Below are 19276 nucleotides of genomic sequence, written 5' to 3'. Positions count from 1 at the left end.
ACTATAGCCACCAACATGGCAGGCCGTGGAACCGATATAGTATTGGAAGAAGGAGTGGCAGAGCTAGGAGGGCTCTTTGTTCTAGGCACTGAACGCCATGAGAGCAGAAGGATAGACAACCAGCTGCGGGGTCGTTCCGGTAGACAGGGAGACCCGGGCAAGTCTCAATTTTTCATATCTTTAGAAGATGATCTGATGAGGCTGTTCGGTTCAGAAAAGATAATGGGCGTAGTAGATGCCTTGGGCATGGAAGAAGATCAGCCCATAGAGCATAAGATGTTGTCCAGTCAGATAGAAAATGCCCAAAAGAGGATAGAAGGCAGAAACTTTGGAATCAGAAAGCATGTCCTCCAATACGATGACGTAATGAACGTCCAGAGGAACGTGATATATTCCCAGAGACAGAGTGTGTTGGAAGGCGAAGACCTAAAGGACAGCCTGATGAATATGCTGGATACCATAGTGGGAGAGATGGTAGACGTATATACTGCAGAGATACCCAATCCGGAAGAGTGGGATTTAAAGGGATTGTTTGATTACCTCAAAGGTATATGCTTGCCGGATGGTGTGCCCCAGTATGATGAACAAGAGATTTTGGAGCTGGACAGAGACAAACTCAAAGAAGATATAATGAGCATGGCAAAAGAGGCATATCAGCGCAAGGAACAGGAAATAGGTTCAGACAAGATGAGAGAAGTAGAGAGGGTAATATTGCTCAAAACTGTAGACCAAAAATGGATGGATCATATAGATGCTATGGATCAGCTGAGACAAGGAATAGGATTGAGGGCCTATGGTCAAAAAGACCCTGTAGTAGAGTACAAATTTGAAGGATATGACATGTTCCAGCAGATGGTAAGAAGCATACAAGAGGACACATTGAAATTCCTATATCACATACAGGTGGATCAAGAAATGCCCAAGAGAGAAAAGATTGCGGAACCTACTAATGCCACCCATGGAGGTCAAGAGACGGTTAAGCAGCCCGTAGTCAAACAGGATAAGATAGGTAGAAATGACCCCTGTCCTTGTGGCAGCGGCAAAAAATATAAAAAATGTTGTGGAAGACACAAATAAAGAGGAGTTGATAATTATGGTTCAGTTGGATGAGATAAAAAGAGATCTTTCCATACTGCATAAAGCTATACAAGAATTGGGTGTTTCACTTTGACGTGGAAAAAGCCAAGCAAGAAATATCAGAACTAGAGAAAGATATGGCTTCCCCCGGATTTTGGGATGATATTGAAAAGGCTCAAAAAGTGAGCAGCCGGGTAAATTTTTTAAAGAACAGGATAGCCACATATAAAGACCTTAATACCAAAGCAGAAGATTTAGAAGTGATGATAGAGCTTTCGGAAGAGGAAGAGGATTCCAGTATTCTCCGGGAAATAGAAGAGGGACTACAACAGTTGGATAAACAGTATCAGGATACCAAACTAGAGACTTTGCTGGACGGAGAATACGATGAAAAGAATGCTATACTCTCCATCCATGCCGGAGCAGGAGGAACAGAAGCCCAAGATTGGGCCCAGATGCTAATGAGAATGTATACCCGCTGGGCAGAAAAGAGAGGCTATGATCAGGAGACGCTGGATATACTTCCGGGAGACGAGGCCGGGCTGAAAAGTGCTACCATATTGATAAAAGGAGCATATTCATACGGATATCTCAAATCTGAAAAGGGAGTACACCGGCTGGTGAGGATATCACCTTTTGATTCCTCAGGGAGGAGACATACATCCTTTGCAGCGATAGAGGTTATGCCTGAAATAGATGATGACAATGACGTGGATATAGACCCAAACGACTTGAGAATAGACACCTATAGGGCCAGCGGTGCAGGGGGTCAGCATGTAAACAAGACTGATTCGGCTATCAGGATAACCCATATACCCACAGGCGTTGTAGTACAGTGTCAGAACGAGCGATCCCAGCATAAAAACAAGGCAACAGCTCTTAAAATGTTGAAGTCCAGGCTGGCAGAGCTGAAAGAAATGCAGAACCTAGAGAGGATAGAAGAGATAAAGGGAGAACATAAAAGGATAGAATGGGGCAGCCAGATAAGGTCCTACGTATTCCATCCCTACAGCATGGTAAAGGACCATCGCACAAATGCTGAAACAGGCAATATAGGCGCTGTGATGGATGGGGATATAGACCTTTTTATAAACGAGTATCTAAAGGATAAAAATAAGTAATGGAGGTATATCAATGTCAGAAAAGCAGTTTATTATCTTCGAATTGGGTGAGGAAACATACGGTGCTGATATAAGCAAGATAAGAGAGATAATAAAACCGGTACAACCTACAAAAGTGCCTAACAATCCTGAATTTATAGAAGGCGTAATAGACGTGAGGGGACAGGTGGTGCCACTTTTGGACCTTAAAAAGAGATTTCACCTAGGCGAAGGAGAATATGGCGCAAATTCAAAGATAATGGTAGCGGGACAGGAGGGGGACCTGATAGGCTACCTTGTAGATGACGTAACAGAAATTATCTCTATGACAGAGGAAGAACTTTCACCGGCACCGGATGTAACTAAAATCGGTAAGGAATATATACAAGGGGTTACAAAAAAGGATGATAGGCTGCTGATCTTGTTGGACATGAACAAAGTATTATCTGTAGATGAAAAAGAAGTGCTAGATGATCTACGCTAGGATAAAACACACAACACAAGGGGACAGTTCTATTGTGCACTTTTAAAAGTGCACAATAGAACTGTCCCCTTGTGTTGTCCAAAGCATTCATTTGATCAATTGGTTTATCCTTTTGGCCATATCATCCAGATGCACTATCTCATCCTGAAGATTGCTCTCTATAACAGCCCGGGGCATTCCGTATACCACACAGCTATCAGGGGATTGGGCGATAATATGGCTGCTGTTTTTCTTGGCGGCACTTATCCCGTTCCTGCCGTCGCTGCCCATGCCTGTCATTATTATACACACAGCATGTTTTCCATATACATCGCCTACGCTCTCCATCAGCAGGTTCACCGATGGAGCATAACGATACCCTAAGCTCTCGTTGGAAACTATACTTATCCTATTGCCTTGTGATACCGCCATCTGCTGTCCACCCGGGCCTATATAAACAGTGCCAGGCTCTATGGACATCCCATCCTGTGCTTCTACAACTTTAAGGGCAGACATCCCGTCCAACCTCTGTGCTAACGAGTTTGTAAATATAGGGGGCATGTGCTGTGCTATCATTATGCTCCCCTTTATATCTCCTCTTATCTTGGGAATGATAGAAACTAGAGCACTAGGACCTCCTGTTGATATACCTATGGCGGCCAATTTAAAACTCCTGTTATATGTAGCGTCATCAGTTTCAACAGATGTAGCAACAGTGCTTACTTTTTTCCCATTAAGATTAGCTTGGGCAGCACACCTTATTTTTCTCAACAAATTCTCTCTTCTCAGATTTTCCTTTTCGATATAATCAATTGCCCCTGCTTCCAACGCCATCAAGGTAGAGTCAGTTCCCTGTTTGGTAAGGGCGCTTACCATTATTATAGGTACAGGGTGTTGCTCCATAATCTTTTGGGTAGCCTCTATGCCGTCCATCACTGGCATGGTTACATCCATGGTCACCACATCAGGTTTTAAAGCCTTTATCTTATCCAAAGCCTCTTGACCATTTCGGGCAATGCCTACAATGCTGATATCTTTCTCCCCCACCAGCATATCCCTTACAATCATTCGCATAAATGCAGAGTCATCAACTATTAGAACTTTTATCATATATGGGTCTCCTCTTTATATTGTTATAATATATGTACTAAAAAAATTTATGCTGCTCTAATCATAGATACCCCTATACTTATATTATAAGCTAATTTACTATGAAAACAACCAGAACAGCAACAACACAAGGGGACAGTTCTATTGTGCAGTTAGCTAATATTAATTAAATTATTTCTTTATTATTTCTTAATAAATATGTAGGCTAGGTAGTATATAATGGAAATGGGTGATATGATGGAAAAAATATTGATTGTTGAGGATGACGCTGATATAAGGAAGATTCTAAAAATTTATCTTGAAGGAGAATCTTATCAGGTGTGGGAAGCAGAAAATGGTGCTAAAGCTATGAAGCAATTGATTGAACAACCTGATCTCGTTATTTTAGATTTAATGCTTCCGGATACTGATGGAATAAGCATCTGTAAAAGTATTCGCAAAAAACACCATTATCCAATCATTATGATTACAGCTAAAAATGCAGATCAGGACAAGATATTAGGTTTAAGCTATGGTGCTGATGATTATATTACAAAGCCTTTTAATCCATTGGAAGTGGTTGCTAGGGTGAAGGCACAACTGAGACGTTATAAAGAATATGATGGAAATACAGTTGATACAGATATAATTTATTATAAAGGGATTACTTTAGATCAAAAAAGCAAGCAAGTGAGTATTAATGGAAGTGAGATTAAGCTTACACCAACCGAATTTAAAATATTGGAAGTTTTGTTGCAGAGAAAAGGAGAAGTATTGAGCGGAGAGGAATTGTTTAAATTAATTTGGGAAGATGATTATTATTCAAAATCAACCAATACTGTTACCGTTCACATTCGAAATATAAGAGAAAAAATGGGTGATTCTTATGAAAAACCGGAATATATTAAAACAGTATGGGGGGTAGGCTATATCATTGAAGCGTAAGAAACTAAAAAAAAATTATTATATTATCGCATTTATAGTATATATACTCATACTGTTGTTTATTGATTTATACCTTGAAGGCAGTGTTGCAGAGTACTTTGTAAGAACAATACTTGATGATAGAGAAAAAGTGATTTTATATGGTGACTTTGAAGCTGTTAGAGGAACTTTTCGATGGGATAGATTAAGAGACATACTGACATTTATAGCTGTTGGAGGGTTTTTAATAGTGGAGATTAGCGCATACTTTGCTTCTAAAATATCCCGGGAGCATGAAAATAAGAGAGTAGTAGCCCAAATAGAGGAGAGACTTGGTCAGTTTCAAGATGGTAAAGAGCCTGCTGAGGCTCAAGAGTTAAAACCTATTGACGTGGAGATTAAATCAATTTTAAATGAAAAAGCAAGGATAGAACAGGAAAAGGGAATGGAAATCCAAAAGAAAAATGATTTGGTTACTTATCTAGCACATGACTTAAAAACACCGTTAACTAGTATTATTGGTTATTTGAATATTTTGGAGGAATCTGAAGTTCCGGAGGAAATTCGAAAAGAATATTTGGCAAGAGTTTTGGATAAAGCATACCATTTAGAGGGGTTGACCAATCAGTTTTTTGATATCACAAGATTTAATCTTCAAGAGATACCCTTAAACAAAACAGAAATAGACGGAAGGTTTTTCCTGCAGCAGATAACTGATGAACTTTATCCGTTATTTATACAAAAAAAGCTAGAAGTGGATTTAAATATACCAACAGATTTTAAAATATATGGTGATGGCAATCTTTTGGCAAGAGTTTTGAATAATCTTATGAAAAATGCTATCAGTTATAGTCATAAAAATTCTATTATTGTGATTACAGGCAAAGAGGATTCTGAAACAACTATTATAACTATAGAGAATGATGGGGACATCATATCTTCCCAAGAACTTAAATTAGTATTTGAAAAGTTCTATCGAAGGGATAAAGCGAGAGATCAATTATCAGGTTCAGGATTGGGGCTTGCTATTGCAAAAGAGATCGTTGAACGTCATGATGGGACATTAGAGGCCGAAAGCGTGAATGGTCATACTACATTTAGCATTAACTTACCAAAATCTTCATAAAATCTTTATAAATTCTATATAGAGTGTGAATAAACCTTTATCAAATCATTGATAGACTATGATTTGATAGAGGTTTATTTATTATTGGGGGAGGATTTAGAATGGAATTGAGGATTGATAAAGTAACAAAACAATTCAGGGATTTAAAGGCTGTAAATCATGTTGACCTAAATTTTACTCCAGGGATATGGGGGCTTTTAGGTCCGAATGGTGCTGGGAAAACAACTTTGATGAGAATGATGGTAGGAAACTTAAAGCCAAGTAAAGGAAAAATAACCTATAATGGTCATACAATCTCTAGTTTAGGTGGTAGATATTTGGATCAAATAGGATATTTGCCTCAGTATTTTGGATATGACAAGAATCAGACAGTAGGAGAATTTCTACATTATATAGGTTCTTTAAAGGATATCGACAAAGCTACAAGGCATAAACGCATTAAAGATTTATTGGAACAATTCAATCTATCTGATGTAAAATGCAAAAAAGTACAGAAGCTCTCTGGAGGAATGAAAAGAAGAGTAGGCATTTGCCAGGCTATGCTCAATGATCCAGATATATTGATTGTTGATGAACCGACAGCAGGACTTGATATTGAGGAGAGAAGAAGATTTCGTCAATATTTAGCAAAAATTAGTGAGCAAAAAATTGTCATTATTTCAACTCATATTGTATCGGATGTAGAATTTATTGCAAACTATCTCGTGCTGATGGAAAGCGGAACAATTATTGAATCAGGAGAAAGCCAGACCTTAATCAATTCCATTGAAGGCATGGTTTTTGAAACGGTGGTAAAAGACGAAGAAATATACATGTTAGAACAGAAATATTGCATTGTCAATTTTCATAATGAAGGGGATGGAAAGATAAGGATCCGATATATCGCGGATTTACCACTCAAAAATTCTAAGCTGGTGAAACCAAATTTGAATGATTTCTACCTTTCAAAGGTAAAGGGGGCAAAATAATGGATATATTTATTTCTGAACTAAAACGTCAAATGAGTGCAAAGAGATTTATATCCTATATTTTAATCTCTATTATTCTTGGAGGGCTGTGGGCTTGGTTTATTATAGGGGGGCGAACAGAAGGATTTATGATGACTGGTTGCTATAAAGGTCTTAAGGGTATTGAAGCTATAGAAGCTGCAGCCAAGGATAGAAATGCATATGCAGGAAAAATGACGGTTGATAATTTTCGAAGAAGTGGTGAAGTTTTCTTGAACTCCGTAAACGAAGAAAATGATATTGTAATGAATGATGAGTTATTGAAATTGGCAGTTTATGCTGACACCTTAATCATGCAAGATTATCGATTAAAAAAGATGTTTGGAGATACTAACCTTGAGTCATGGTTTTCCAGGGATTTTGCTTCTCATTTCTATGAAAATGAAAACTTATATTATCAAAACTTAATTGATAGAGGTACAAAAAATCAAGTAGAAAGAGAATTAGCTTTGGAAATATGGAACGAAGTAGAAAAGCCATATAAATACTATGGTGGATTTGAAGCATGGAGGGATGGTGCTGAACATATTCAGTTGTTTGGATTTGTGCTATTAATAGTGGTAGGATTTTTTTCAAGTGGAATTATTGCAAGAGATAAGGAATGTGGTTTAGATGAAATAATATCCACAACAAAATTAGGACGAAGAGGGCTATTATCTTCCAAACTCCTTATTCCAGTAATTATGGGATTCTTAATCTATACTGTAGGAATGGGAACGTATATAGCAATTTTAAAGCATTATCTTCCAGCCAATGCTCTTGAAACATCGGCTCAGGTATGGGCTACAACTATCCTACCTTATAATTTAGGTGAACTAATGGACAGGATGGTCTTATTTGGATTAATTGGAATACTTACAATTTCTGCATTCACCACTTTTGTGTCATCTAAATCAAAGAAGACTTCGACGGTAATGAGTATTACTGTTCTAGTTATTATTAGTGGATTTTTGTTGTCTGTAATGGGGACTTTAGACAATTATCCAATACTGAAAGCCATGAGTTTAATCTTACCAAGCAGCCTGGTATTTTCCTTCGCCAACTCAATGATGCCAGTAATCTCTATCCTTGGTAAAGCAATGTTTCTTTTTGAATTTAATCTATTCATTAGTATATTGATATTTTTTATGAGTTTGCTAATGACTTCATGGAATTATATCAGGAGGTAATGCTATGCTGTTTTTAGAAATGAAACGTCGTCTATGTACAAAATATGTACTGTTTTCCATAATGGGTATTTTGATTATAACTATAGGCTTGAATTTTATAATAGTAGATGATATAAAAGATATCACTCCTAGCTTACAGGAGGATGCTGTATATGAAGGAGATATCAAAGAAGAGAATCTTTTTGCATCATTAAAAAAAGTCCGGGATGAAAAATCAGAAGATAGACGTTATAGTTCGCAGGTGTTTATTATTAGCGGCCTTGTAAATAATTATCCCGGAGTTCTGTATACTGAAAACAAAATTGAGGACTATCCGGATAAATATGCGAAAGAGTTTTATCAATGTTGGAGAAATAAATTTGAAGTGTTACTAAAGAGACTTCCAACAAAAGAACAGCAAACTGCACTGACTAAATTGAATAAGGTGAAGATCCCGTTTGCTCAATATCCCGGTTATTATATTTATTTTACTGCTCTTGATAATATACAGATACTTTTTATAATTATTTTACTTCTAGTAACATTTTTTGCTTCAGAAACTTATTCGGAGAGCTTTGGAGACGAGAGCATGGAGATTATCAAAACTACAAAAGGCTATAAAAAGAATATGGCCATGCGAATTCTACCAGTAATTTTTTATGGGATTATACTGACACTGATAGCCACATTAGTGACAATAGGGATGATTAGCTCTAAAATAGGGCTTAATGCATTAAAAAGCAGCTTTAAGATGATTGCCTTATTCTCCTTTGGTAGCTTTTCTATAGGGGGAGCCGTTATAATTATGGTATTAGCAGAAATTCTTGGGATACTTGCTTTGTCAACTTTAATGGGATATATTTCTTTTAAATCAAAAAAGACAACCACAGCTATAATTTTAGGTGTTAGTCTAAGTGTGTTTTATATGATAGGAAGTAGAATTGTATCATCTTCAACAAATTTTATGAATTATTTGTTAAATGCAATCCCTATGGCAAGTTCATATATGTTGCCGAGTATAGCTAGTTTTTCTTTTGATTTCGGAATCTGGAAACCATACGCAATTATAATAGAAATTTCAATTGTATTCATATTATCTACCACAGCATTGGTTATTGCTATCAATAATAAGTGACAGCAACAACACAAGGGGACAGTTCTATTGTGCACTTTTAAAAGTGCACAATAGAACCGTCCCCTTGTGTTTGATAGGCCTTGCTACGGTGGATGCAATTAATAAACTAACGTCCAGTATTATCAAGAGGTTTTGGATGCTAAAGATGCTATAGACAGATTAGAACTGGAAAATCAGCAAGCAGATCAAGATAATACAAGTGCACAGGGCGATTCAACAGACAGAAACAATATAGAGGATACCGGTATGGAAATAATAGAATCCGTGAATGGAAGCCCCGGAACAGGAGATGGCGGCATAGCATATATCTTAATAGCCTTTATAATAGCATTGGGCATAGGCGTATACATAATTACAAACACCAAGATTTCAGCCCATGATAAAAAGTAGATCAAAAAATAACCAAGCAAAATCAAAAGGGGATACACTCTTTTGATTTTGCTGTTAAAATACAGGAGGGTAAACCATGAGAAATAGATTACTGGCTTCAGCTTTGATTGTAGTTATCATTTTGTCATTGTTTACAGGGTGTAAAATAGAATCTGTCGACCAGTACCACAGATCAGACCAAGCAGGGCAAAGGATTGACCAACAAGGCAAACCGAATGTTGAGCCGGATAAGGCAGAACCTGCCAAAACATTGATATCAAAACACCAACAACAAGACGGGGAGGAGCAGCCCCCTCTTGATAGCAAAACAAATCAAAAGGATAAGCAGGAAACAAAAACACAAAAGGATGGGCAGGACACAAACAGCCGGAATAAAAACAAAGAGCAAAATGCTAAAGACATACATACAGGCGAAAAGCCAACTCAAGAGACCGGCACAAAACAAGCATTGCAGCCAAAGGCAAAACAGAGCCTAAAAAAAGAGGTCAAATCCAACCCCCCTCAGCAAACGGAATCTAAAAAACAACAGCCCAAACCCCAAAAGCATGTGACCTTGACTATAAAATGTCATACTATATTAAAAAATAGGGATAAGCTGGATCCTGCTTTAAACAGTGAAAGATTTGTTCCTTCTGATGGTGTCATATTGAAAAAAACCAAATTCGAGTTAAAGGATGGAGAGACAGTATTCGATATTCTGGTAAAGGCTACCAGGAAATATAGGATACATATGCAATACCAGGGTGCGGACAAAAACCAATACGGGAGTGTATATGTACAGGGAATAAACAACTTATATGAATTCAGCTGCGGAGAACTGAGCGGATGGATGTACTGTGTTAACGGACGGTATCCTAATTACGGCTGCAGCTTATATAAGCTGAAGGAGGGAGACGATATCCAATGGAACTATACCTGTGATTTAGGCAGGGATCTAGGAGTAAAATGGTTAGATAAATAACAATAGGTGGGAAAGTCATGAGAGCATTTGAAGCATATCATCCAATTGTATTATTTGTATATTTTACCGCAGTTATTGTGTTTTCCATGTTTTACATGCATCCTGTTTATTTAAGCATATCCCTTTGTGCATCCATAATGCTGTCCTTTGTTTTAAACGGAAGGCGTGCATTCAAAAATACTTTGCTGTTTGCATTGCCCATGTTTTTGATAATAGCCGTATGTAACCCTTTGTTTAGCCATAAAGGAGTAACACCTTTGTTCTATATAGACTACAACCCTATAACTTTAGAGGCCATCATGTACGGATTAGCTATGGCAGCTATGATAATGACAGTGATATTTTGGTTCAGCTCCTATAACGCCGTTATGACTACCGATAAATTCATATGTTTATTTGGAAGCTTTATTCCCTCCATCGCCCTTATAATATCCATGACTTTGAGGCTGGTGCCTAAATTCAAAGAACAGACAAAGCGGATATCCAATTCCCAGAAAGCTATAGGTATGTATATAACCACCGGCAATATACTGCAGAGGGCAAAGAGCGGCCTCAGGATTCTTTCCATATTGATAACCTGGGCGTTGGAAAATGCAATAGACACGGCTGATTCAATGAAAGCCAGGGGATACGGCCTTAAAGGACGCTCCAGCTTTTCTTTGTTTAAATTTGAAAAAAGAGACGGTATTTTGCTAGGCATTATAGCAGCATTGGTTTCTGTGAATATATTAGGAGAGATACTGAATTATTCCCATTTTGATTATTACCCATATATAACGGACATAGATATTTCTTGGACCGGAATGATGTTTTACCTATCATATTTAATACTGATGATACTGCCTGCTGCAATAGAGATAAAGGAGGAAATCAAATGGCGCTTATTGATGTCAAAAATCTGAGCTTTACATATCCCATGGAGAACAAAAAAGCGTTGGATGATCTAAATATTTCAATAGAACAGGGGGAATTCGTAGTTATATGCGGGAGCACAGGGTGCGGGAAGAGCACATTTTTAAAACATCTAAAGAGAGAGTTGACCCCCCACGGCAAAACAGAGGGACATATACTGTACAGGGGCAGAGACATAAAAGAGCTGGATAGGCGGGCAGCCGCATGTGAGATAGGATTCGTAATGCAGAACCCGGACAACCAAGTTGTGACTGACAAGGTATGGCATGAGCTGGCCTTTGGGCTGGAAAATCTGGGCATAAAGACCCCTGTCATAAGGCGAAGGGTGGCAGAGATGGCAAGTTTTTTCGGCATTCAGGAATGGTTCAGGAAAAAGACCAGCGATTTATCAGGAGGGCAAAAACAGCTTTTAAATCTGGCATCCATCATGGTGATGAATCCTAGGGTACTAGTGCTGGACGAGCCTACATCCCAGCTGGATCCTATTGCAGCATCAGAATTCATCGATACCCTATCCAAGATAAACAAAGAGCTGTCCCTCACCATAGTGCTGGTGGAGCATAGATTAGAAAAAGTATTCCCTATAGCAGATAAAGCTGTGGTGATGGATAAGGGGAGGATAACATACTGTGATACACCTAGAAACGTGGGCAAAAAATTGGCACAAGATCAATATAAAAAGAACAACGTTATGCTGTGGGGTATGCCGGCAGCGGTCAGGGTATACAGCCAGATCAGGACAGGGGGGGAATGTCCTTTGACCGTTCGAGAGGGAAGACAATGGTTGGCAAAAAATTTTGACAGCCACATCAGCAGAATAAACGCAAATAAAAAAGTAAAACAGCCTTCCCGTTCAGTTGCGGTGGAGCTGAAGGATGTCTGGTTCCGATATCAAAGGCAGTTACCTGATGTATTGAGAGGGGTATGGCTCAAGGCATATAAAGGAGAGATTTTCAGTATATTAGGGGGAAACGGGACAGGCAAGACTACTGCATTAGGGGTTATAGCAGGTATTTATAAGGCCTATCGGGGAAAAGTTTTGATAAAGGCTAAAAAAATAAATTCGTATACAGACACCCGGCTATACCGGAACAAATTAGCCATGCTGCCCCAAAACCCTCAAACCATGTTTGTAAAAGACACAGTACAAGACGAGCTAAAAGAAGTGATAAGGATAAACAAATACGATAAACACGAGGCAAAACAAGAGTTTGATGCTGTAGTGGACCAATTGAACTTATCCCAACTCCTACGAAAACACCCATACGACTTGAGCGGTGGGGAACAGCAAAAAACAGCCTTTGCAAAGATATTGTTGTTGAGGCCCAAAATAATTTTGTTAGATGAACCCACAAAAGGGATAGATGCGTATTCTAAAGCGGTGCTGGCAGATATTTTATACAAACTCAAATCAAAAGGAGTGGCTATAATAATAGTAACCCATGATATAGAGTTTTCAGCAGAGCATTCCGATAGATGTGCCTTGTTTTTTGATGGAAATATCGTATCTGAAGACGATCCTGTTACATTTTTTAGCCACAACAGCTTTTACACTACAGCTGCAAATAGGATGTCCAGATATATATTTGAAAATGCGGTAACATGTCAGGATGTGATAAAGTTATGCAAACTGAACAAAAAACGAGTGATATGAAAATGGGCAGAGCAACAGGCAAAAGACTGAAGAAACTGTTGTCAGCGATAATTATATTCATTGCAATACCGGCTGTGATAGCCGTTGGAGTGGTGCTGTTTAAAGATAGGAAATATAACCTGATATCCATGATAATAGCATTTTTGTCCTGTGTGCCGTTTTTTTTGCTGTTTAAAAAGAGAAAGCCCCAAGCCCGTGAAATAATTTGCATAGCTGTTATGTCCGCCATATCAGTTGCAGGCAGACTGGTGTTTGCCATGCTGCCCGGCTTTAAACCGGTTACTGCCATAACCGCCATAACAGGTATTGCATTCGGACCGGAAGTAGGTTTTTTGACAGGGGCTATATCTGCTATTGTATCCAATATGTTCTTCGGCCAGGGTCCATGGACACCTTTTCAAATGATGTCTTGGGGGATACTGGGCTTTATTGCAGGGCTGCTGGCTCGAGCCGGCATAATGGAAAACAAGATTGTATTATCCATATATGGAGTGGTCTCAGGCATATTATACTCATTGATGATGGATATATGGTTTGTAATATCTATTGACGGTCTCTTTACTTGGGACAGATACATTATAGCTATAGCGTCGGCGGTACCATTCATGATAGTATACTCTGTCTCCAATGTGGTATTTCTGTTGGTGCTATCTGAACCTATAGGTAAAAAACTGAAAAGGGTTAAAACAAAATACGGATTGATGCAGTAGATCCACTCAATCTACTCTGATCCCATGCACTACCAGCCTTGCATCCTTGTACTCATAGCTGCAGGTGGACAAGGTTATTATATTTTCATTTCCGGTAAAGTCCGGTTGTGATGGGAAAAGGGACCTTTTTTTCATCCTGTTTAAAAAATCCACAAAATCCTGTGGGGATGCAAAACAAATTTGCAAATAATCTGTATCCTCACCGCTAGTCACATATGCAGAGAAAACCTGATAGCGATGTTCTTTTCCTCCTATATCCAAATGAATGTACCTGTGATCTTCCCAAAACTCCTGTTTTTTAAACCGGTTCAGAGGCTCAAACATGGTGCCGTCCTTCATATTGTGACCATATATGATTATATTTTTATGCTGATCAGGCCGGACCCTATAATCCATAAATATCGCCCCATGCTTGTCCTGTTCCCCCTTTATATCGTGGTTTAAATAATAATCATTATCTTCTCCCTGTACCACAGGAAAATCTATCCCTGTTTCGGGTATCTGTATCCATCCTATGATATTGCCGTTTATTTTTTTTAATTCAATAGTATCTTTATCCTCATGATAAGACCGGGATATATCCCGATACATATTTTGAGTTTTTACACCGCTATAAAAATAATCTATGATCATATATGAAGAAAAAATAAGCACAACTACACATATTATCAATATTATCTTTCTCATGAATATCAGACCTCTAACGAATTATTAAGCAGGAATATAAGATCTATATCAATAAAACAGCTATACCCGAAGTATATGATACCTTCCGTGCTCCGCAATCTGCCGCACTATATTATAATGAATACTCAATGTATAGTGCGGCACATTAGTCGCATCTACAGGCATCATATACTCCCTGAATTAAGTTTAGGTTTAAATTCTCGAACAGGAACTTATATCATGAATATTCGGTTAGAATAACCTTCATAGTTTTCTCCGAATATTCATTGCATGAACGTTCTTCTATATATAAGTTCCGTGGGTATATGATACCTTATTACCTTCTATCCCCCATAAAAAACAATGCCAACGTATCCGGACCGGAGTGAGAACCTATCCCGGGACCTACATGATTTATGATAAACTTTTTAACCTTATGATCTTTCAAAATTGTTTCCTTTAGCCGCTTTGCATCCTCAATGCAATCCCCATGGCTGATGGCTACAACCTGTTTTTCCGGATTCACCGCTTTTTCCCTAAACATATCCGCCAAAGCCTTGATAGATTTTCTTCTCCCTTTAACCCTGGTTACAGGGATCAGCCTTCCCTCATGGTCAACATGTAAAATCGGCTTTATATTGAGCAATGTGCCTAAAGTGGCGGCTACAGAGGACACTCTTCCACCTCTCTTGAGATGATTTAAATCACTTACAGTAAACCAATGATTTACTTTTAACTTGTTGTTTTCTATCCAATCCACTATCTCTTCCTTTAAACATCCCCGGTTCAGCATATCGTAAGCATAATGAACTATCAGCCCTTCCCCCAGAGAGGCACTCTTTGTATCTATGATAGTTATATCAGCATTCTTGAATTTTTCCATCACTGCGTTTTTTGCTATATGGGCACTGTTGACAGAACCGCTGAGGGCGGAAGAAAAGCCTATGTATATGATGGGATTTCCTTTGCTCACATACTTTTCAAAGACTTGAGTAAAGGCAGGAGAGGTTATCTGAGATGTAGAAGGAAGTTCTCCATCTCTCACAGCATTATAAAATTCGTCATACTTCAGGGTCTGTCCTAAATCGTCCTGAAATTCTTTTCCTTTGAAATAAACATTCAAACCTAATACCTCAATATTATTTTCCTGAACGAATTCTATAGGCAGATCGCTACAGGAATCTGTTATTATCACAGGTTTCATAGATTCCCTCCTTCAAAGGGTTATTTTACATACATTAGATACCATTAACGTGTTTTCATTATTATACCATAAAAGGGTAGGAACTATTTGTAGAGATACAAACTATTTTGTCCCAGCCATCAGCAATATAAATCTATTTTTTTGTGCTTTAATCGAAAAAATACGATATAATTGTATAGGATATTTTTAATATATAAATAATGGTTACCATAAACCCTAAAAGGGTATAAAACTATAAAATACAAAGATAATGGAGGTAGAAAATATGCTTGAAATACGAAACCTTACAGTGGGTATAGATGACAACATACTCCTTCAAGATATAAATATGTGTATACCTGATGGAGAAACCCACATATTGATGGGTCCCAATGGTTCAGGTAAGAGTACCTTGATAAAGACCATAATGGGAATGTCGGGACCTGAGGTCATGGAAGGCAAAATAATATTCCGCGGCACAGACATAACGGATATGGACATAGACCAAAGAGCAAAGCTGGGCATAGGCATAGCCCTGCAGAACCCGCCTTCAGTGCCGGAAATAACCCTGGCGGGCATAACTGACAAAATAGTAAGCTGCAACGGCAAAGTGGACAGGGATCGGTTGGCAGAACAGCTCAATTGCGGATATCTTATGGATAGAGGCCTGAACCACAACCTTTCCGGAGGCGAGAGAAAACGAAGTGAATTGTTCCAGCTGATGGTTCAAAATCCCAAGCTGGTGATGATAGACGAGCCGGAAGCAGGTGTTGACTTGGACAACCTGGTGATAGTGGGTAATGCCCTGAAGGAGCTGTTAAAAGGAGGAAAGATAAAATCTAGGATAACATCCGGACTCATGATAACCCATACCGGAAACATATTGGAATATGTAAACGCTGATAAAGGATATATACTGATGGATAAAACCATACTATGCAGCGGAAACCCTAGAGACTTGTTTGAAACTATATCAAAGTATGGCTATGAGAGGTGTTGTGAATGCAATCTACAGACAAATTAATTCAGATAAATCAAGAACTGAACAAAAGAGCCCAACAGGCAAAGGATAAAAAGGCTAAATACGGCGATGACCTGGATATGGATAAATTCATATTCCCGGAAGAGAAGGAAGGAGTAGATACTTTAAGTGATCTCCCCCAGAGAATAAAAGAAGCATCGTTGCTGGCAGGAGTGGACACAGAGGAAACCAACCGTTCCGCTTCCTACTTCCAGCAGGACGATTCAGTGCTGTACCAGAGGGTAAAACAAGCCTATGGTGGCAAAGTAGAGCTTATGAGCATAGAGGATGCACTGCAAAAACATGACTGGCTGGTAGACTACTGGTGGAAAAACGTAGATGTGGGTGCTGATAAATATACAGCATATGCACACCTGTACCAGAAAGGCGGTTACTTTATCAGGATACTGCCTGGAGCAAAGGTAGATATCCCCATCCAGGCCTGCCTGCTGATGTCGGAAACCGATGCCAGCCAGAGAGTGCACAATATCATAATAGCTGAAGAGGGCAGCCAGGCCGAGATAATAACGGGATGCAGCGTAAGCAAGGATCTCCCTTCCGGGCTGCATGTAGGCATATCGGAATTCTATGTAAAAAAGAATGCCTCCCTCACCTTCACAATGGTGCACAACTGGTCTAAAGGATTTCACGTGAGACCTAGGACAGGGGCACATATAGAAGAGGGTGGAAAGTTTATAAACAACTATATACTATTAAAACCGGTAAAATCGTTGCAGACCAACCCTAAAGCAGTGTTAAAAGGTGAAGGTGCAACTTGCAGGTTCAACAGCATAATATACGGATGCGAGGATTCAAAGCTGGACGTAGGGTCTGTGATTCAGCTGGAAGGTGACCATACCAGCGGGGAAGCCATCAGTAGAGCAGCAGGAGTGGATTCTTCCAAGGTGGTAATGAGGGGAAACCTCATAGCAAAGAGCAATACATCCAAAGCTCACCTGGAATGCAAGGGTATGCTGCTTTCTAACGATGCGTTGATACATGCCATACCTGAACTGTATTCAGACGGCTCCCCCAAGGCAGATCTGACACACGAAGCCGCAGTAGGCCCTATAAACAGGGAAGCTATAGAATACTTGATGGCTAGAGGGCTGTCAGAAGAAGAGGCTACTTCTGCCATAATAAGCGGATTTATGAAATTTGGAATAAGCGGACTCCCCCCTGCACTGGAAGCCATGGTAGAAAATACTGTATCTTCCATCTCCAAAGGAGGCTTTTAACAAATTTTTACTGAAAAATGTTTAAATTTGGAGAGAAATAATATATAATGGAATACAGTGTTAATTTGTAAAAAGGGGAGAATTTGAAGATGGAGTTACGAGAGTTCTTTGCAATAGTGAGAAAGAGGATGTGGATAATCACCCTACTGGTAATAGTGGCAGTGATAACCAGCTTTATCTTGAGCGCTTTTGTGGTGGACAAGATATATTCCAGCAGCACATCCCTCATTCTTGTAAAAGAGAGTTCTGAACAAACACCTATAGAATATAACGACATACTGCTAAACCAAAGGCTGGTAAAGACATATTCCGAGGTGATAAAGAGCAGGAGCGTTTTGCAAAAAGTGACAGAGCAACTGCATCTTCCCATGACTGTAGAAGAGCTGAGCGAAAAGATAAGCGTAGAATCGGTAAACGATACCGAGATAATAAAGATAACAGTGGAGGACAAAGATCCGAGGTTGGCTGCCAGCATAGCGAACACCTCGGCCTCCATATTCATGGATGAGATAGTCAAGCTTTTAAAGATGGAAAATGTGCAGATAATAGACCATGCACAGATACCCAAAGAACCCGTGAGACCCAGAGTCAAGCTTACGGTAGCAGTATCATTTTTTATAGCATTGATGGCAGGATTGGGAGTAGTGTTTTTGATAGAGTATATGGACAATACCATAAAGACCCCAGATGATGTAAAGAACTATCTCGACCTGCCGGTGCTCGGGACGATACCCGAGGTAGTGGAGAGATAGAGGAGGGTAATGATGAGGAGCAGCAGAGCTATAATAACGCTTAAAAACAAAAAATCGCCTGTATCAGAAGCGTACAGGACGCTTATGACCAACCTTGAGTTTTCCAACCTGGACGGAGGATTAAAGACAATAATAGTCACCAGCACCGAGCCGGGAGAAGGAAAGAGCACAACGCTTACAAATCTGGCTATAGCCATGGCAGAGCAGGACAAAAGGATTGCTTTGATAGATGCCGACATGAGAAAGTCTGTTATTCATAGAATGTTTGGCATTCCAAACATGAAAGGCCTTACAAACATACTCTTGGAGGGAATAGACTACAAGGAAGTGACCAATACCATACAAGGATTGGACAACCTGGATATAATAACAAGCGGCACAAAGCCACCTAACCCGGTGGAGATACTAGGATCCCAGAGGATGAAGGATTTTTTGGAGATGCTAGAATCAGAGTATGACATGATACTGATAGATGTACCTCCTATCTTACCTGTGGCAGATGCATCAGTGGTGGCAAGCTATGTAGATGGAGTAGTGCTGGTGATAGGGTACGGGCAGATATCAGTAGAAGCAGCAGCCCAGGCAAAAGAACAGCTGGAAAAGGTTAATGCTAAAACTTTGGGAGTAGTGTTGAACAAGGTTCCTGTGGATCAGAAAGACTATTATTACTATTACTACTATTATGATAAAGAGACAGGGAGCAAAAAAAAGAAAAGAAGG

The 19276-nt window shown here is 39.2% G+C and carries 20 protein-coding genes; 17 read left to right on the top strand and 3 right to left on the bottom strand.

Annotated features, from left to right (window positions below; all coding sequences use genetic code 11):
• The 3 genes from PHP06_07555 to PHP06_07545 form a co-directional block, all read left to right on the top strand.
• On the top strand, positions 1-1077 hold a 1077-nt coding region (locus PHP06_07555), incomplete at its 5' end, for an SEC-C metal-binding domain-containing protein (GenBank protein ID MDD3840418.1).
• A 16-nt stretch (positions 1078-1093) separates the two neighbouring features.
• A protein-coding gene (gene prfB, locus PHP06_07550; protein ID MDD3840417.1) for a peptide chain release factor 2 occupies positions 1094-2198 on the top strand; the annotation gives its coding sequence in 2 pieces (ribosomal slippage) (positions 1094-1168 and positions 1170-2198; 1104 coding nt in all).
• Between the two features lie 13 nt (positions 2199-2211).
• A complete protein-coding gene (locus PHP06_07545; protein ID MDD3840416.1) occupies positions 2212-2661 on the top strand; it encodes a chemotaxis protein CheW in 450 nt (149 codons plus the stop codon).
• 87 nt (positions 2662-2748) lie between these two features.
• Here the strand turns inward: PHP06_07545 and PHP06_07540 are convergent, their stop codons facing one another.
• A complete protein-coding gene (locus tag PHP06_07540) occupies positions 2749-3750 on the bottom strand; it encodes a chemotaxis response regulator protein-glutamate methylesterase (GenBank protein MDD3840415.1) in 1002 nt (333 codons plus the stop codon).
• 237 nt (positions 3751-3987) lie between these two features.
• Between PHP06_07540 and PHP06_07535 the strand changes: the two genes are divergently transcribed.
• The 10 genes from PHP06_07535 to PHP06_07490 all read left to right on the top strand — a co-directional run bounded on the left by PHP06_07535 (position 3988) and on the right by PHP06_07490 (position 13696).
• Positions 3988-4674, top strand: coding sequence for a response regulator transcription factor (locus PHP06_07535; GenBank protein ID MDD3840414.1), 687 nt, complete (start codon positions 3988-3990; stop codon positions 4672-4674).
• Positions 4664-5779 (top strand): HAMP domain-containing sensor histidine kinase, encoded by a 1116-nt coding sequence (locus tag PHP06_07530; protein MDD3840413.1) that lies wholly within the window; start codon positions 4664-4666, stop codon positions 5777-5779. The genes PHP06_07535 and PHP06_07530 overlap by 11 nt, the downstream gene beginning before the upstream one ends.
• Positions 5780-5880: 101 nt before the next feature.
• Entirely contained in the window at positions 5881-6747 is an 867-nt protein-coding gene (locus PHP06_07525) for an ATP-binding cassette domain-containing protein (protein MDD3840412.1), read from the top strand.
• Positions 6747-7955, top strand: coding sequence for a hypothetical protein (locus PHP06_07520; GenBank protein ID MDD3840411.1), 1209 nt, complete (start codon positions 6747-6749; stop codon positions 7953-7955). The genes PHP06_07525 and PHP06_07520 overlap by 1 nt, the downstream gene beginning before the upstream one ends.
• Before the next feature lie 4 nt (positions 7956-7959).
• On the top strand, positions 7960-9069 hold the full coding sequence (locus tag PHP06_07515; protein MDD3840410.1) for a hypothetical protein: 1110 nt from the start codon (positions 7960-7962) through the stop codon (positions 9067-9069).
• Between the two features lie 132 nt (positions 9070-9201).
• On the top strand, positions 9202-9459 hold the full coding sequence (locus tag PHP06_07510; protein MDD3840409.1) for a hypothetical protein: 258 nt from the start codon (positions 9202-9204) through the stop codon (positions 9457-9459).
• A 76-nt stretch (positions 9460-9535) separates the two neighbouring features.
• Positions 9536-10420, top strand: a complete 885-nt coding sequence (locus PHP06_07505) for a DUF4430 domain-containing protein (protein MDD3840408.1) — start codon at positions 9536-9538, stop codon at positions 10418-10420.
• A gap of 17 nt (positions 10421-10437) precedes the next feature.
• On the top strand, positions 10438-11322 hold the full coding sequence (locus tag PHP06_07500) for an energy-coupling factor transporter transmembrane component T (GenBank protein MDD3840407.1): 885 nt from the start codon (positions 10438-10440) through the stop codon (positions 11320-11322).
• Positions 11295-12986: an energy-coupling factor transporter ATPase gene (locus tag PHP06_07495; protein MDD3840406.1), complete on the top strand. Its 1692-nt coding sequence runs from the start codon at positions 11295-11297 to the stop codon at positions 12984-12986. The genes PHP06_07500 and PHP06_07495 overlap by 28 nt, the downstream gene beginning before the upstream one ends.
• A complete protein-coding gene (locus tag PHP06_07490) occupies positions 12956-13696 on the top strand; it encodes an ECF transporter S component (GenBank protein MDD3840405.1) in 741 nt (246 codons plus the stop codon). The genes PHP06_07495 and PHP06_07490 overlap by 31 nt, the downstream gene beginning before the upstream one ends.
• Before the next feature lie 6 nt (positions 13697-13702).
• Here PHP06_07490 and srtB read toward each other — a convergent pair whose 3' ends face one another.
• Positions 13703-14383 (bottom strand): class B sortase, encoded by a 681-nt coding sequence (gene srtB, locus PHP06_07485; GenBank protein MDD3840404.1) that lies wholly within the window; start codon positions 14381-14383, stop codon positions 13703-13705.
• Between the two features lie 316 nt (positions 14384-14699).
• A complete protein-coding gene (locus PHP06_07480) occupies positions 14700-15566 on the bottom strand; it encodes a DegV family protein (protein ID MDD3840403.1) in 867 nt (288 codons plus the stop codon).
• A 265-nt stretch (positions 15567-15831) separates the two neighbouring features.
• Here PHP06_07480 and PHP06_07475 point away from each other — a divergent pair, with 265 nt between their 5' ends.
• From PHP06_07475 to PHP06_07460, 4 genes are all read left to right on the top strand, one after another.
• Positions 15832-16569 (top strand): ATP-binding cassette domain-containing protein, encoded by a 738-nt coding sequence (locus tag PHP06_07475; GenBank protein MDD3840402.1) that lies wholly within the window; start codon positions 15832-15834, stop codon positions 16567-16569.
• On the top strand, positions 16548-17804 hold the full coding sequence (locus tag PHP06_07470; GenBank protein MDD3840401.1) for a SufD family Fe-S cluster assembly protein: 1257 nt from the start codon (positions 16548-16550) through the stop codon (positions 17802-17804). The genes PHP06_07475 and PHP06_07470 overlap by 22 nt, the downstream gene beginning before the upstream one ends.
• 89 nt (positions 17805-17893) lie before the next feature.
• Positions 17894-18556, top strand: a complete 663-nt coding sequence (locus tag PHP06_07465; GenBank protein ID MDD3840400.1) for a Wzz/FepE/Etk N-terminal domain-containing protein — start codon at positions 17894-17896, stop codon at positions 18554-18556.
• Between the two features lie 12 nt (positions 18557-18568).
• Positions 18569-19276 (top strand): CpsD/CapB family tyrosine-protein kinase (locus tag PHP06_07460; GenBank protein ID MDD3840399.1); only part of this gene is annotated, 708 nt, incomplete at its 3' end.

The sequence above is a fragment of the Clostridia bacterium genome, assembly GCA_028698525.1.
Lineage (GTDB): Bacteria > Bacillota > Clostridia > JAQVDB01 > JAQVDB01 > JAQVDB01.
This window is presented reverse-complemented; position numbering and strand designations above follow the sequence as displayed.

Coding starts and splice junctions, on each gene's coding strand:
- PHP06_07545 (MDD3840416.1), top strand. CDS start 2,212: ATGTCAGAAAAGCAGTTTATTATCTTCGAATTGGGTGAGGAAACATAC.
- PHP06_07540 (MDD3840415.1), bottom strand. CDS start 3,750: ATGATAAAAGTTCTAATAGTTGATGACTCTGCATTTATGCGAATGATT.
- PHP06_07535 (MDD3840414.1), top strand. CDS start 3,988: ATGGAAAAAATATTGATTGTTGAGGATGACGCTGATATAAGGAAGATT.
- PHP06_07525 (MDD3840412.1), top strand. CDS start 5,881: ATGGAATTGAGGATTGATAAAGTAACAAAACAATTCAGGGATTTAAAG.
- PHP06_07520 (MDD3840411.1), top strand. CDS start 6,747: ATGGATATATTTATTTCTGAACTAAAACGTCAAATGAGTGCAAAGAGA.
- PHP06_07515 (MDD3840410.1), top strand. CDS start 7,960: ATGCTGTTTTTAGAAATGAAACGTCGTCTATGTACAAAATATGTACTG.
- PHP06_07505 (MDD3840408.1), top strand. CDS start 9,536: ATGAGAAATAGATTACTGGCTTCAGCTTTGATTGTAGTTATCATTTTG.
- PHP06_07500 (MDD3840407.1), top strand. CDS start 10,438: ATGAGAGCATTTGAAGCATATCATCCAATTGTATTATTTGTATATTTT.
- PHP06_07495 (MDD3840406.1), top strand. CDS start 11,295: ATGGCGCTTATTGATGTCAAAAATCTGAGCTTTACATATCCCATGGAG.
- PHP06_07490 (MDD3840405.1), top strand. CDS start 12,956: ATGCAAACTGAACAAAAAACGAGTGATATGAAAATGGGCAGAGCAACA.
- srtB (MDD3840404.1), bottom strand. CDS start 14,383: ATGAGAAAGATAATATTGATAATATGTGTAGTTGTGCTTATTTTTTCT.
- PHP06_07480 (MDD3840403.1), bottom strand. CDS start 15,566: ATGAAACCTGTGATAATAACAGATTCCTGTAGCGATCTGCCTATAGAA.
- PHP06_07475 (MDD3840402.1), top strand. CDS start 15,832: ATGCTTGAAATACGAAACCTTACAGTGGGTATAGATGACAACATACTC.
- PHP06_07470 (MDD3840401.1), top strand. CDS start 16,548: ATGCAATCTACAGACAAATTAATTCAGATAAATCAAGAACTGAACAAA.
- PHP06_07465 (MDD3840400.1), top strand. CDS start 17,894: ATGGAGTTACGAGAGTTCTTTGCAATAGTGAGAAAGAGGATGTGGATA.